At 70.5% G+C, this 14326-nt stretch carries 8 protein-coding genes; 5 read left to right on the top strand and 3 right to left on the bottom strand.

Going from position 1 to position 14326, the window contains the following annotated elements; translation table 11 throughout:
• The first annotated feature begins 152 nt into the window (after positions 1 to 152).
• Together CKO31_RS21285 and CKO31_RS21290 are read left to right on the top strand one after the other, a co-directional pair.
• Positions 153 to 2549 carry a sensor domain-containing protein gene (locus tag CKO31_RS21285; RefSeq protein ID WP_200241194.1) on the top strand — a complete coding sequence of 799 codons (2397 nt, stop codon included), beginning with the start codon at positions 153 to 155 and terminating at the stop codon, positions 2547 to 2549.
• A 97-nt stretch (positions 2550 to 2646) separates the two neighbouring features.
• Positions 2647 to 5937: an AAA family ATPase gene (locus tag CKO31_RS21290; RefSeq protein WP_200241196.1), complete on the top strand. Its 3291-nt coding sequence runs from the start codon at positions 2647 to 2649 to the stop codon at positions 5935 to 5937.
• A gap of 199 nt (positions 5938 to 6136) precedes the next feature.
• Here CKO31_RS21290 and CKO31_RS21295 read toward each other — a convergent pair whose 3' ends face one another.
• From CKO31_RS21295 to CKO31_RS21305, 3 genes are all read right to left on the bottom strand, one after another.
• Positions 6137 to 8827 carry a lipoxygenase family protein gene (locus tag CKO31_RS21295; protein WP_200241198.1) on the bottom strand — a complete coding sequence of 897 codons (2691 nt, stop codon included), beginning with the start codon at positions 8825 to 8827 and terminating at the stop codon, positions 6137 to 6139.
• Between the two features lie 202 nt (positions 8828 to 9029).
• Positions 9030 to 9332 carry a type II toxin-antitoxin system RelE/ParE family toxin gene (locus tag CKO31_RS21300; protein ID WP_200241200.1) on the bottom strand — a complete coding sequence of 101 codons (303 nt, stop codon included), beginning with the start codon at positions 9330 to 9332 and terminating at the stop codon, positions 9030 to 9032.
• On the bottom strand, positions 9322 to 9588 hold the full coding sequence (locus CKO31_RS21305) for a type II toxin-antitoxin system ParD family antitoxin (protein WP_200241202.1): 267 nt from the start codon (positions 9586 to 9588) through the stop codon (positions 9322 to 9324). The genes CKO31_RS21300 and CKO31_RS21305 overlap by 11 nt, the downstream gene beginning before the upstream one ends.
• 192 nt (positions 9589 to 9780) lie before the next feature.
• Here CKO31_RS21305 and CKO31_RS21310 point away from each other — a divergent pair, with 192 nt between their 5' ends.
• From CKO31_RS21310 to CKO31_RS21320, 3 genes are all read left to right on the top strand, one after another.
• Entirely contained in the window at positions 9781 to 9981 is a 201-nt protein-coding gene (locus CKO31_RS21310) for a dodecin family protein (protein WP_200241204.1), read from the top strand.
• A gap of 164 nt (positions 9982 to 10145) precedes the next feature.
• Positions 10146 to 13010: an AMP-binding protein gene (locus CKO31_RS21315; protein ID WP_200241206.1), complete on the top strand. Its 2865-nt coding sequence runs from the start codon at positions 10146 to 10148 to the stop codon at positions 13008 to 13010.
• Positions 13011 to 13663: 653 nt separating this feature from the next.
• Positions 13664 to 14122 carry a lipid-binding SYLF domain-containing protein gene (locus tag CKO31_RS21320; RefSeq protein ID WP_200241208.1) on the top strand — a complete coding sequence of 153 codons (459 nt, stop codon included), beginning with the start codon at positions 13664 to 13666 and terminating at the stop codon, positions 14120 to 14122.
• Positions 14123 to 14326 lie beyond the last annotated feature (204 nt).

The raw sequence follows: 14326 nt of genomic DNA on the forward strand, positions 1-14326 counted from the left end.
GCGGTCGTTCTCGGCGAGGTCGGCCCGCTGGCTGCGCCGGTAACCTGTAAAGGTCCGATTCGTCTGCTTGACATGGAGCCATGACGCCAATGGGAGAGGATGAGCTAACGGCATCGTGCGCCTGCGGGTCCGGCGGGCTCACGCAGAGCGATTTGGCGGTCTTGGATTTGTTGACTACGCCGGTGTGGGTGTTCGACACCCAGCGCCGGCGCATGTGGTGGGCCAATCGGGCGGCCCTGACCCTATGGAATGCCGCCGATCTGGACGAGCTGCTCGCTCGCGACTTCGCCGCCGACATGTCCGACGTCACCGCCGCGCGTCTGCGCGATCATCTGCGCCGTTTTCGCGCCGGCGAGCCGCTGCTGGAGCAATGGACCTGCTATCCCGGCGGTCGCCCACAGACCCTGGAGTGCACCTGCTCCGGCGTGCGCCTCGACGACGGCCGTCTGCTCGTCCTGGCAGAGGCCCGCCCACCGGCTGCGCAAGCGGCCGGTGACGATGCCGCGCGCGAGAGCGAGCGCACCTACCGCACCCTCATCGAGCACAGCCCCGCCGGGTTCCTGCTGCTCGCCGCCAACGGCGAGATCCGGGAGTTGAACGCCGCGCTGTGCGACATGCTCGGCCACAGCCGCGAGTCGCTGATCGGCCGCGATGCCGCCGAATTGCTGGACCCCTGCGAGCAAGCGGGCTTTCGCGCCCGCCTGGACGCGGCGGCGCAGGAACCGGTGCCGGCACTGGAGATGAGCATGCGCCACGGCGCCGGCGGCTCGGTGCCGGTGCAGCTGGTGCTCGCGACACTGCCGGATCAGCTGGGGGCGCGTGGCTGCTTCGCCTTCGTCACGGATCTGTCCGAGCGCAAGCGCGTCCAGGCCTCCTTGGAAAAGCTCTCGCGCGCCATGGAGCACAGCGGCAGCGCGGTCATGATCACCGACGCCGATGGGCGCATCGAATACGTGAACCCGCAGTTCACCCGGCTCACGGGCTATACCCCCGATGAGGTCCACGGCCGCAATCCCAGCATGCTGGGTGCCGGGGATATGTCGCCTGCGGTGTCTGCCAAGCTCTGGCGCAGCATAGCCGCCGGCGATGTCTGGCGTGGTGAGGTCCACAATCGGCGCAAGGACGGCTCCCTTTACTGGACGCTGCTCACCATCGCGCCGATCAAGGACGCCGCCGGCGGCATCCATCGCTACGTCGGCGTAAGCGAGGACGTGACGGCCCTCAAGGAAGCCCATGAACGGGCGGAGAAGCTCTCGCGCTACGACGGGCTCACCGGACTCGCCAACCGCCGGCTGTTCGCGGAGCGGCTGACGGCGGCGGTGACGGCGGCCCGCGACGGTGCGCCCCCTGCGGCTTTGCTCTTCCTGGACCTCGACGGCTTCAAGGAAATCAACGACACCCTGGGCCATGAGGTGGGGGACCGGGTCCTGTGTCAGGTGGCGCAGCGACTCGGCGACGGCCTGCGCGATGGCGACACCCTGGCCCGGCTCGGCGGGGATGAGTTCGCGGTGCTCTTGCCGGGTCTGCGGCAGGCGGAGGACGCCGAGGCGGTGGCCGCCAAGGTACTCAGCCTGCTGGAGCGGCCCGTGGAGCTGCCGGGCTTGCAGCGCCCCCTGGGGGCGAGTATCGGAATCGCGCTGATGCCCCGAGATGGTGCCGACGCGGATCAGCTGCTGCGCAATGCGGACCTGGCTATGTACAGCGCCAAGAGCGCCGGCCGCGGACAGTATCGGGTGTTCAGCGAGGACATGCATCGGTCGTTGTCCGCACGGGTGCAAACGGAGCAGGAGCTCCGCGCTGCCCTCGCCGAGGATGAGCTGACGCTGTTCTACCAGCCGGTGCTGCGCCTCGCGGATATGACGGTGGTGGGCGCGGAGGCGCTGGTGCGTTGGCAGCACCCGCAGCGCGGACTGGTATTGCCGGAGGCCTTCATCGGCGTGGCCGAGGCGACGGGCCTGAGCGCAGCCTTGGGCGAGCGAGTGCTGCGGCTCGCGGGAGCCGACCTGGTCGACACCCTGGCGGCGACACCACTGCAGTGGATCAGCATCAATGTGTCCGCCCGCCAGCTGCGCTCGGCAGCGTTCGCGCGCAGCCTCCATGGGCTGCTACTCACCAAGGGCGTCACCCCGGCACGGCTCAAGCTGGAGCTCAGCGAAACCACGCTGATGCAAAACGGGCGCCCGGATCACGCCGCCCTGGAGCGTCTGGGCCACCTGGGCGTCGGTCTGGCCGTGGACGATTTCGGTACCGGCTGGTCGTCCATGGCCTATCTCAAGCAGGTGCCCGTGGACAGCCTGAAAGTGGATCAGTCTTTCGTGCAGTCGCTGCCGGCGGAAGCCAACGACCGCGCCATCACCACCGCCGTGCTGGCCATGGCGCGTGCGCTCGGCATCAGCGTCATCGCCGAAGGCATCGACAGCGCCGAGCAGTTGACCTTCCTGCGGGCCCTGGGCTGCGAATACGGGCAGGGCTTCCTCCTCGGCCGCCCCATGCCGGCGGCGCAGCTCGCGTCATGGCTTGCGGGCCGACCAGCGCCGCAGCCACCCTGATAGCAAGAGCCTGACGGCGCAAAACGTCGTCATGGGCGGGAATCCATGCGATCCTTGGGCCAGGTCTGTCGCTGCGAGGACACCCGTAAGGCCCACCATGACCTTTCCGCCCGAGCGCGATGAGCGCGTCAACCATTGGCTCGATGAGCTCGGACTGAGTGAGCTCGCCGACGTCTTCGCCCGTGAGCGCATCGACTGGGAGCTGCTGCCGGAGCTGGGCGAGGCCGACCTGCGCGAGCTGGCCATCCCGCTGGGCCACCGCAAGCGGCTGTTGCAGGGCATCGACGGCCTGCGCGCGGCGCCCCCGGCCGCCGTGGCACCGGCGGCCGACGACGCCGAGCGGCGGCTGTTGACCGTGCTGTTCTCGGATCTCGTCGGCTACACGGCCCTCGGCCGGCGCCTGGACGCCGAGGACTTGCAGGACGTGCTCGACGCCTACCGCAGCTGCTGCGGCGCCGCCATCGAGCGCTTCGGCGGCCATGTGGCCAATTATCTCGGCGACGGCGTCATGGTCTACTTCGGCTATCCCAAGGCCAGCGAGCAGGATGCCGAGCGCGCCGTGCACACGGCCCTGGACCTGATGCGGCGCCTGGGCGCACAGCCGGATATCCACGGCGTTCGCGTGCAGGCGCGCGTCGGCATCGCCACCGGCCCGGTGGTGGTGGGCCGGCTCATCGGCCTCGGCACCGCCCGGGAGCGCTCGGTGGTTGGGGAGACGCCGAGCCTCGCGGCGCGGCTGCAATCCCTGGCGGCGCCGGGCGCTGTCGTCGTCGCCGACAGCACCCGCAGGCTCACCGGCGGGCTCTTCGACTGGCGGGATCTGGGGCCGCAGGTGCTCAAGGGCTTCGACGCGCCGGTGCCGGCCTGGCAGCCGCTGGGGGAGCGGCAGGTGGACAGCCGCTTCGAGGCCCGACGCCAGCTCGACAACCCCGGCGGCGAGGCGGGCGGCGAGGCGGGCGAGGGGCCGGCGATGATCGGCCGCGACGCTGAGCTCAGCGAGCTCCTGTCCCTGTGGCAGCAGTGCGAGGCCGGCCGCGGCAGCCTGGTGCTGCTGCGCGGCGAGGCCGGCATCGGCAAGTCGCGGCTCGTGCAGGCGCTGCGCGCGGCGGTGGCCCAGCGCCCGCACGTGGCGCTGCGGCTCTATGGCTCCCCCTATTTCAGCAGCACGGCCCTGTACCCGCTGATCGCTCAGCTGGAGCGCTCCGCAGGCTTCCACCGCCACGACGACACCGACACGCGCCTGGACAAGCTGACGCGCCTGCTGGCCGAAACCGGCCAGGACCACCCGGCGGTGCTGCCGCTCTTCGCCGACGTGCTCTCCCTGCCCACGGACCGCTGGCCCAGCCTCGAGCTGACGCCGCAGCTGCGCCGGGCCGAGACCCTGCGCGTGCTGCTGGAGCGCCTGCGGCGGGTGGCCGAGCGCGCGCCCGTGCTGCTGGTGCTGGAAGACCTGCACTGGGTGGACCCGACGACGCTGGAGCTGCTGGGCAAGGTCGCGGACATGCTGGCGGAGCTGCCCCTGCTCGTGGTGCTGACGGCTCGGCCCGAGCAGCGCGAGCCGCCGTTCGAGCCCCTGTTCGCGCCGGATGGGGCCCATCCCGCCGCCCGCGTGCTGGAGCTGGCGCGGCTGTCGCCCGGCGATACGGCCCGGGTCATGGTGGGGCTGGCCGGCAAGCCGCTGGCGCCGGCGCTCTATCAGCGCATCCATGCCAAGGCCGACGGCGTGCCCCTGTTCGTCGAGGAGCTCACCAAAAACCTGCTGGAGAGCGGCGCCCTCGCGGAGCGCAACGGCGAGCTCGCCGCCGCCGGCGGCGACGCCGCGCTGGCGATTCCCGACACCCTGCGGGACTCGCTGATGGCGCGCCTGGATCGCTTGCCGGACACCCGGGAGCTGGCGCAGGTGGGGGCAGTCATCGGCCGGCAGTTCAGTCATACCCTGCTCGCCCGGGTGCTGGCGCGCGACCCAGCCGAGCTGGCGCCGGGCCTCGGGCGCCTCGCCGAGGCGGAGCTGGTCTTCGCCAGCGGCGGCGAGGACCACCGGCAATACAGCTTCAAGCACGCGCTGGTGCAGGACGCCGCCTACAACAGCCTGCTGCGGCGCCGGCGCCGGGCGCTGCACCAACGGGTCGCGGCGGTGCTGGAGGCGGAGCTCCCGGACGTGGTCACCGGCGAGCCCGAGCTGCTCGCCCATCACCACGCCGGTGCGGATCAGCCGGACCGGGCGGCGACCTACTGGCAGCGCGCCGGCGAGCGGGCCCTGCAGCGCTCCGCCAACGAGGAGGCCATCGCCTACTTGAATCGGGCCCTACCCATGGTGGAGCGCCTGCCGGCGTCCCTGGAGCGCAATCAGCTGGAGCTCGGCCTCTATGCGAGCCTGGGCCCGGCGCTGATGATGGCCCGCGGCTACACCGCGCAGGAGGTGCAGCGGGCCTACGAGCGCGCCGGCGAGCTCTGCTCCCAGGTGGGCGAGACGCCGCTGCTGGTGCCGGCGCTGTTCGGGCTCTGGATCCACTACGCGGCCCGCTTCGAGCTGGCCGAATGCCGGCGCATGGGCGAGCAGCTCTTCGCCGTCGGCGCCGCCTCGGGCGACCCGGACCTGATCCTGGAGACCCACGTGGTGCTCGGCTCCACCACCTTCCACATGGCGGAGCTCGAGAAAGCCGCGGGCCACCTGCGTCATGTGGTGGACCACTATGACCCCGAGCGCCACGGCCACCACGCCTATACCTTCGGCCAGGACCCGCGGGTGGCCGCCGGCGTGTATCTGGCCAACACCCTCTGGTGCCTGGGCGAGTCGGCGCCGGCGAACGCCATGGCCGAGCAGGCGTTAGGCTGGGCCCGGGACCTGGGGCATCCCTACAGCCTGGCGCTGGGGCTGGTGTTCGCGGCCAGGGTGCGGCAGAAGGAGCGCGATGCGGCGGGCACGGAGCGCCTGGCGCAGGAGGCCGTGAGCCTGTCGCAGCGCCAGGGCTTTCCGGCGGTGCAGTGCATGGCCCAGGGGCTGCTCGGCTGGGCGCTCGTCGCCCGCGGCGAGCATGCCGCCGGGCTGGACGTCCAGCGCCAGGGGCTGGACTTCGGTCAGGCCATCGGCCACGGCGTCTCCCGGGCCTGGTTTCTGGCGCTGCTGGCGGACTCGGCGCTGGACGCGGGCGATGCCGAAGCCGCCGGGGCAGCGCTCACGGAGGCCGTCGCCAACATCGAGCGCGTCGGCACCCAGGTGGAGGAAGCGGAGGTCTACCGGGTCATGGCCCGGCTCCAGGAGCACCTGGGCCGGGAGAGCGAGGCGCGCGACTGGCTGCGCCGGGCACGGGCCTGTGCGCACGCCCAGCAGGCCGCCGGCTGGCACCGCCATCTCAATGCCATGGCCGCGGCGGCGTCGTTGGAGTGATGCGCCGGCGTGAATGCGGAGCTTGGCCGGTTTTCGGTGCTCCTGGGTTGTCTCCGGCGTCGTTCAAGTCGATTGCGACGACGGTTACGACAACGAGTATTGCCGTTTCGATCCCGATAGCGATCCCGATCCCGATCCCGATCCCGATCCCGATCCCGATCCCGATAGGGATAACGATTTCGGTGTCGATTTGGAGGGCTCAGATCTCGATGCTCTCGCCGATACCGCTGGGCAGGAGATAGTCCCGCGCGCGCTGCTCGCCCTGGTTGCGGGTGTGGATGGTTGCGGCGATTGCATCCAGGCGCTTGCGCAGCTCGCCGATGAGCGCCCACACCGCCGGCAGGTCCGCAAAGGCGGAGAAGCCGTAGCCGCCGAGGGGCTCGGCGGTGGGCTCGCTCAGCAAATGCACCATCAGGATCTGCTGGGCGCAGGCCCCGAAGCCCGGCAGCGCGCGCATCAAATCGTCCTCGCTCGCGCTGCACTTGTTGGTGGGTGCCGGCGCGTACAGGGCGCCCGGCACGTTCGGCACATAGCCGAACATGTCGTATTGACCGTTGTTGACGGCGGCATGCCCGGCGCTGGCGGTGTAGATGATCCGGGTCACCGTGTCCGCCAGCAGGGTGCGGGTGTGGATGCCCTCGGCACCGGGAAAGTCGCGGATGCGCCCGCCGTCGGCGGCGGCGAGCTCGCGGGCCCAGGCCTTAAGCTCCGTGTCGGCGGCGACGCCGGCGTCGTCGGCGTAGAAGAGCGCCAGATAACCGCTGACGAAGTCATGCAGGGCAGCCCAGATCTGCTGCACGTCGTCGCGGTAGTCGTAGCGGGGCAGGGCGTCTTCGTCCATGACGCCGCGGCGCTTCAGGTCCTCGATGGGGTGCATGTCCGCATAGGACCATTGCGCCCAGGCCTTGGCCAGCAGCTCTAGGCTGCCGGCGGCGCCCGCTGCCAGGGTCTTGTCGATGGGGCCGCCCGGCGCCAGCAGCTTGCGCCGCGCCGTATCGTTGATGGCCAGGGTGTAGCGAAAGTGCGGCGTCAGCAGGGCGCTCAGGGGATGGTCCGGGTGCAGCTGGCGGGCGCTGGCCACCGCGAAGACCTCCGCCACCAGGTGCGTGCGCAGCAGGTGCGAGACGATCTCGTGCATGTGCGCGTCGGCGCTTTGCAGGAACCGCGTCACGGTCACCCACAGCCAGGCCGAGTCCTTGGGCGTGAACACCGGATTCTGCGGCCCCGGCATCTGGCGCAGCTGGGCGGCGATGGGCAGCAGCCGGCCGAGCTTGTCCACGTAGAGCAGGCAGATGGGCGCGGTGAGATAGCCGTTCTTGGTGCTGACGTCCTCCAGCAGCGGGTAATCCAGCAGGTAGAGGCGCCCGCGGCCGAGGGCAGCCTGCAGGCTGTCGCCGTCGTCCAGCAGGCCGGCGACCATTGCGTCGGTCACCGGCAGGTTCTCCGGCAGGGCCTCGCAGCGGCGGATCATCAGCGGGTTGATGCCTGCCAGGCGCTGGCGGGCGAATTCGGCGTCCTCCATCCAGCGCCGAGCCGTGATGGGCTTCTTGCGCACGGAGTAGAAGACCTCGTAGCGCCTGAGTCCGCGCAGGGTGCCGAAGGTCCAGCGCAGCCAGCCGAGCACCAGGTCCAGCGCCGTCACCGCCAGGTCGCTGTTCATGCGCCAGCGCTTCTGGAGATCGAAGGCTTCGCGCTGCGGCAGCGCCGCCACGTGGGGCGGGGCGCCCGCGGGATGCGCCCAGCGGTAGAGGCTGCGGCGCACCGCCAGGGTCTCCTGCCGGCGGCGGCGCGCGTCGGGGTCGGCGTCCTGGGGCAGGCACAGCGGCCGCGGCCGGGTGTTTGGCTCCGGCACCACGCGGGCGTCCGGGATGGGCTTCGGCATGGTGAAGAGCCGGTAGGACAGCAGTCTGGCCCGCTTGGTCCAGATGTCGAGCTTGCGCAGGTGGTTGAGCGACGCCGGGTCGTGAATGGAGCGGGCCTTGGGCACGCCCATGCACTTGGGCAGGTTGCTGATGTGGAACCACATGCGCTGGCCGCTTTCGTAGTCCAGCGTGCGCTCCAGCTCCACCTCCGCAAGCGGCAGCCAGGGATGGGTCTCCTCGTCCCAGGGGTGCACGCAATTGAGCAGGTCCCGGCTGTCGTCCGGCTGCCTGCGGTGGAGCTGCCACTCCAGGTGGTAGCGGATGGGGCCCCAGGCGATGCGCCGCTCCAGGTCGTCCTTCAGGTAGTTGCGCGAGCGCGTCTCGCCGGGGCGGATCAGCTGCCGCCATAGGCATTGGAGCTCGTCGTCGGTGGCGCGGCCGTGGTCGCGCTCGCGGCCCTCGGGCAGCAGCCGGAACTTCACGTAGTAGTCGACGCCGTCGGCGGAGCGGAAGGCGAGCGGGGTTTTCGAGTAGTAGCGCAGCCGGGTGTAGCTGTCGGGATAGCGCAGGGCGCCGCGGATGCCGGCGAGCTCGTCCGGATAGCGCTTGAGATAGGGGACGATGTAGGGATCGCGCCCGCGGATGGTGGCCCACATGAATTGCAGGAAGGTGTAGGCGTCCTCGAAGGGCCCGGCGTTGCCGCTGTTCATCATCAGGTCCAGCGGGCTGTCGTAGGGGGCGTCGGTGAACTTGAGCGACGCCGCCCGCGCCACCAGCCGGGCGTCGTCCATGTAGGAGACGCTGGCGTGGCGCAGCCGGCACGGGAACACCCGCCCAGGCGTGAAGAAGCCGTCCTCCGGGAATTGCGGGTTGTCGACGATGCGCACTCGCCCGGCCAGTGCCATGCCGTTCTCGTGCGACATGCGCACGCGCTTGAGCAGGGAGTTGAGCGTGATCAGGACGATGATCAGCAGACTCACCAGCGCCAGCAGCAGCCGATCGTAGAGGAGCTTGAACAACGCCTTCACTGAGGTGCCCTCGCCCAGAATCGAAGCCGACACTCTACCCTAAAGGCTGACCGCATTACTGGGATGAATCGCGCTCACGCGCGCAGCGAGCCGTGCCCAACCGCCCCGCCGTCGCCCCGGGGCGCTGGAGCTTTGCCTTTTTTGCGGGGGCGGAATCCGGGGCAGAGCGGCGGGGTTTCCGGAGAGTGCTCGCGCCCGACTCTCAGTGCTTGCTCAGGTGACGGTCTGCGTCCATTCGCTCATGCAGAACGCGGACGACCTCGATGCGAGTAGCCTTAAGGCGGTAGTAGACGCTGTGATGGCGGATGCGCAAGCGCCGGTAGCCTGCGCGGATATGCCCGCAGTCGCTGCCAAGACCTGGATTCCCGGCGAGGGCATCGATGCCCTTGTTCAATTCGTCGAGATACCGGTCGGCCTGTTCGACGCCCCAGGTCTCGAAGGAGTAGCGCCAGATCGCGACCAGGTCGTCCTCGGCGGCGACTTGCTTGTGAATTTCAACCATCATCCGGGCCTATGCCGGCCTCCTTCCTGGCTCGCTGCTTGATGGCCTCCATGTCGAGAGGCCCAGCCGGGCCGCTGTCCTCGCCTTCGATGAGGGCCTGTCGCAGCGCTTCCAGCTTTGAGGTCGCCTCCCGCTCTTCCAGAAGCCGCAGGGATTCGCGCAGCACCTCGCTGACGGAGGCATAGCGTCCGCTTTCGACGAGGCTGATCACGAAGTCGTTCCAATGATCGCCGAGTGTAACAGTTTGTGTTCTGGCCATAGTGTCCTCCTCCAGTCGTGAAAATGACAGATTATAAGACTTTGTCTTACCGTTCAATCCTCCGGCGTGACGCCGACGGGGAGCGACAATGAAGCAGTGTTTCTCTCTGGCACGCGAACTGCTGCTCAGCGAGTGACGGGACGCAGCAATGCGCCCGCCCAAGGCCAAACCGCAAACGCTGAGGAGCGAATCATGTCCATTGCCAAGGTCATCGAGATCACTGCCGAGTCCGTGGAGAGCTTCGAGGATGCCATTCGCAGCGGCATCGAGGAGGCCAACAAGAGTGTGCGCAATGTCCAGGGCGCCTGGGTCAAGGAGCACAAGGTGGTCGTCAGCGACGGCCGCATCAGCGCCTTCCGGGTGGATATGAAGGTCACCTTCGTCGTCGAGTGAGCACGCCCCCGGGCGCGCTCGCCCGCTCGCGCATGCGCCGGGCTGCCCGGCCGGCGGGCGGTGATACACCGACACGGGGATTGTTCATGGCTGCGTTGGATACCGCCCGCTCCGGCAGGCGCTCGGGGCCGTCACAGGGCTCCTCCAGCACCGGGAGCGCACCGGTGGCCACACTCGCTGAGCTGTCGGGCCTGCTCGCCCAGCGCGGCGGCGAGACCGCATTGGTGCAATTCACCCGGCCCGCTGCCGGTGCCGATGACGACGGCGGCGCCGAGGTGTGGTCCGGTGCGGCCCTCGCGCAGGCCGCCGCCCGCACCGCGCTCGGTCTGCAAGCCGCAGGCGTGGCGCCCGGGGAGCGCGTCCTGCTCTATGCGCCGACTTCGCCGCGCTGGGTCATCGCCTGCCTCGGACTGCTGCGCCTCAGCGCCGTGCCGGTGCCCGTGGACAACCAGGCGGATGCGACGGACCTCGCGCATATCGCCGCCGCCAGCGGGGCGCGGCGTGCCTTCACGGCGGCACAGTCGGCGCCGCGGCTCGCCGAGGCCGCCGGGGATGACGCGTTGGAAGCGATCCTGCTGGATGCCGACGACGGCCCGGAAGAAGACTGCGGCGACGAGGCCGGCAGCAAGCCGGCGGCGGCGGACATAGCGGCGGAGTCCGACGGCGGGCGGGCGGTCGCTCCGGCTTCGAGCCGCCCCGCCGCGACCCTGGCGGCGCTCGCGGGTCCGCTGGACCCGGAGTCCCCCGGAGCGGAGCCGGTGGACGAAAGCGCTCTGCCCGAGGCGCCGGACTCGGATGCCGAGGCCGTGCTCTTCTTCACCTCCGGTACCTCCGGCCCGCCCAAGGGCGTGCCCCTGACCCATCGCAACTTGCTGTCGAACCTCGCGGCAATCCTGGCCGAGGACATCGTCACCGAGGCCGACCGGCTGCTGCTGCCGCTGCCCCTGCATCACGTCTACCCCTTCTCGCTGGGGCTGCTGGCGCCGCTGGTGCGGGGTGTGCCCATCGTGCTGCCGCAGGCGCTCACCGGCGCCGCACTGGCGCGGGCGCTGAAGGCCGGCGACGTGAGCCTGGTTCTCGGCATCCCGCGGCTCTATGCGGCCCTGCTCGACGCCGTGGAGCGGCGCATCGGCGCCGGCGGCCGGCTTGCGCGCTGGGCCTTCCACGGGCTGCTGCGGCTCGCCACCGTCCTGCGCCGGCATGGCTTGTCGGTGGGCGGGCCGTTGTTCGCAGCGCTGCGCCGGCGTATCGCACCCGGGCTGCGGCTGCTGGTGTCCGGTGGCGCCGCGCTGGACCCGGGCCTGGGGGAGCGCCTGGAGGTGCTCGGCTGGACGGTGGCAACCGGCTACGGCCTCACCGAGACGGCGCCCATTCTCACCGTCATGCGGCCCGGCGAGGGCCGCTTCGATACCGCCGGCCGAGCGCTGCCCGGGGTGGAGCTGCGCATCGCTGCCCGGCACGAAAACGCCGACAGTCCGTCCGAAGGCGAGACGCAGCCCGGCGAGGTGCAGGCGCGCGGGCCCAACGTGTTTTCCGGCTATCTCGGCACGTCGAGCGCCGCCGACGATCCCTTCACGGACGACCACTGGCTCGGTACCGGCGACCTCGGCACTCTGGACAGCGATGGCTGGCTGCGGCTCAGCGGCCGTGCCTCGGCCCGCATCGTGCTCGCCGGTGGCGAGAACGTCGATCCGGAGTCGGTGGAGGTCAGGCTCGATGACGCCGCCGCCATCGCGGAGTCGGGCGTGCTGGGGCACGACGGCGCCCTCGCTGCGGTGTTGGTGCCGGACCCCGACACGGCGCGCGGTGCGGATCCGGAAACCCTGCGCAAGCGCCTGCGCGAGGCGGCGCAAGCGGCGCTCGCGGACGCGCCGAGCTGGCGCCGGCCCAGCCACATCCAGGTGGACCGAAGGCCGCTGCCGCGCACCCGCCTCGGCAAGCTGCGCCGCGGGCGCCTGCGCGAGCGCTTCGATGCCCTGCGCGCCGGGGAAGCGGAGCCGGCGGCGGCCGGGCTGCTGCCGCGTGCCGAGCTGGCGCGGGACGACCGTGCCCTGGTCGACGACCCCGCCGCGGCCCGGATCTGGGACTGGCTCGGCGAGCGCTTCGCGGACCGCCGCATCACACCGGACACGGACCTCCAGCTGGATCTCGGCGTGGACTCCTTGGAGTGGGTCGCCATGGGTTTGGAGCTTCAGGACGCGGCGGGGCTGGCCCTGGACGAGGACGCCATCGGCCGGGTGGCGACGGTCCGGGATCTGCTGCAGGAGGCTGTCGCCGCAGGCCGTGCCGCATCCGCCGGGCAGGGCGAAGACCTGGAGGCCAGGCTCGCGGACGCGCAGGCGATGCTGGACGCCGATCAGCGCGAGCGCCTAGAGCCGCCCGGCCGCGGCGCGGCCCTGCTGGCGGCGGTGCTGCAAGCGCTGGCGCGCTTGGTGATGCGCCGGTGGTTCCGGCTGGATGCGCGCGGGATCGAGCACCTGCCGGCCGCCGGGCCCTGTATCCTCGCGCCCAACCACGAGAGCGTGCTGGATCCCATCGTCATCGCCGCCGTTCTCTCGCCGGCGCAGCGGCGCCATACCTTCTGGGGCGGATTCACCGAGCGCATGTTCGCCACGCCCTGGATGCGACTTGTCAGCCGTGCCTATCGCGTGCTGCCGGTGGCGCCGGCGAAACGGCCGGTCACCAGCCTCGCCTATGGCGCCGCCGCGCTCTCCCGCGGCGGCCTGCTGGTCTGGTTTCCGGAGGGGCGCCGCCACCCGGACGCGGAGATCGGATCTTTCCGGCCCGGTATCGGCAGCCTAGCCCGGGCACAGCAGGCAGCCATAGTACCTTGCTTGATCCGCAACACCGGCGCCGCCCTGCCGCCGGGGGGCTGGTGGCCGAAGCGCCGGCGGCTGCTGCTGCGGATGGGTCCGGCGGCGGATGTCGCGACCCTGGAGGCAGAAGGCAGCGGCGACACGCCGGCGGAGCGCATCGCCGAGGCCCTCCGGCGCCGAGTGTTGGCATTGACCGAGGAGGCGGGGGACTGACCGCGCGCTCGCGCGCCCAAGCGGCGCCGGCGCCGGCGCCGAATCGGGGTTTTATGCTAAGCGACCCATGGCCGGTACAAAGCACCGGCGTGGTGCTGGTGGGAAAGCACCGATTGCTGGGTCAAAGCAACCTCGGGACGTCGGGCTCCATGATTGCTGCTTGGCCCCGCTGCCGTGGCCGCGGGGCACTCTACACCTTGCTCGCGGGGCTTTCGGGCGCGCTCAGGGCTTGCGGCTGAGGGCCGTGCTCAGCCGCCGTACCAGCTCGTCGCGAGCCGGTCGCTCGTCGGCCTCGGCCACGCCGAGGGAGCGGGCGTGGTCGACGAGCTCGGCGTCGGTCCAGCGAGCGAATGTAGGGCAGTGGCCCGGCGGCTGCGCCGCACCCGCCTCGGTGTGGGTATGCCACCGCCGGTGGTTGACAGGCACCGCGGCAGGCCCGGTCGGTGGGTGTCGAGCAATGCTGGCTGCGGGCGCCGCCGAACCGGTCGATGGGCGTGCTGGCAGGCGCGACTGCCCGGCAGCGGCGGAGTGGCATGCAGACTGCTGACCCCGAAGGTCGATACCGGACCGATGCGGCCGCGACAGTGCACTGCGCCTGGCTCGCGCTGGTCGCGGTATTCCAAAGTCACAGACCGATTACGGAGACTTGCTTTATGAACATGCCTATCAGGGCCGTGGTTGCTGCGCTGGGTCTCGGACTGGCCGCGCCGGCGTCGCTGGTCGCCGAAGAGATGAATGAGCGCGCGCAAGAGCTACGGAGCGCGACGGAGACGCTCGATGAGGCGGCGGAAGTCGTGGACACGCTGAATGACGACGCCGACGCGCGTCGCTTATTGGACCGAGCGCAGGCCGTCTTCATCGTACCCGATTATGCGCGTGCCTCCCTCATTGCCGGTGCCGCTGGTGGGCAAGGGGTGTTGATGAGCCGCACCGACGATGGTTGGTCCGGCCCTGCCTTCTATAACATCGGTGCCATCAATCTCGGCGTCGCCGCCGGCGTCGAGGGCGGCTCCATTGCGTTCTTGCTCATGAGCAGCGACGCGCTGCGGGGCTTTCGCGAGGAGCACAATTTCTCGTTGAACGCTGCAGCAGTTCCAAATTTAAAAGCATGATGTTATGAAGGACTCTTCACAAGTTACTGGAGAGTCCGATGGTCCTGAGGCCCAAGCCCGAGCCCAAGCCGGAGTCCAAGCCCGAGCCCACTACGCAGCGGTTCACGGCGGCAACGGTGGTGACGAGGATCCGCCGAGCGCTGGACGAGCTGCCGGACGCGCGCAAGGGCGGCAACAACCAGCGTTACGCGATGGGCGACGCGG

The organism is Thiohalocapsa halophila, from assembly GCF_016583825.1.
Lineage (GTDB): Bacteria > Pseudomonadota > Gammaproteobacteria > Chromatiales > Chromatiaceae > Thiohalocapsa > Thiohalocapsa halophila.

Excerpts from the sequence above, each read along its gene's own strand:
- CKO31_RS21290 (WP_200241196.1), top strand. The coding sequence starts at position 2,647 with ATGACCTTTCCGCCCGAGCGCGATGAGCGCGTCAACCATTGGCTCGAT.
- CKO31_RS21300 (WP_200241200.1), bottom strand. The coding sequence starts at position 9,332 with ATGATGGTTGAAATTCACAAGCAAGTCGCCGCCGAGGACGACCTGGTC.
- CKO31_RS21305 (WP_200241202.1), bottom strand. The coding sequence starts at position 9,588 with ATGGCCAGAACACAAACTGTTACACTCGGCGATCATTGGAACGACTTC.
- CKO31_RS21310 (WP_200241204.1), top strand. The coding sequence starts at position 9,781 with ATGTCCATTGCCAAGGTCATCGAGATCACTGCCGAGTCCGTGGAGAGC.
- CKO31_RS21320 (WP_200241208.1), top strand. The coding sequence starts at position 13,664 with ATGAACATGCCTATCAGGGCCGTGGTTGCTGCGCTGGGTCTCGGACTG.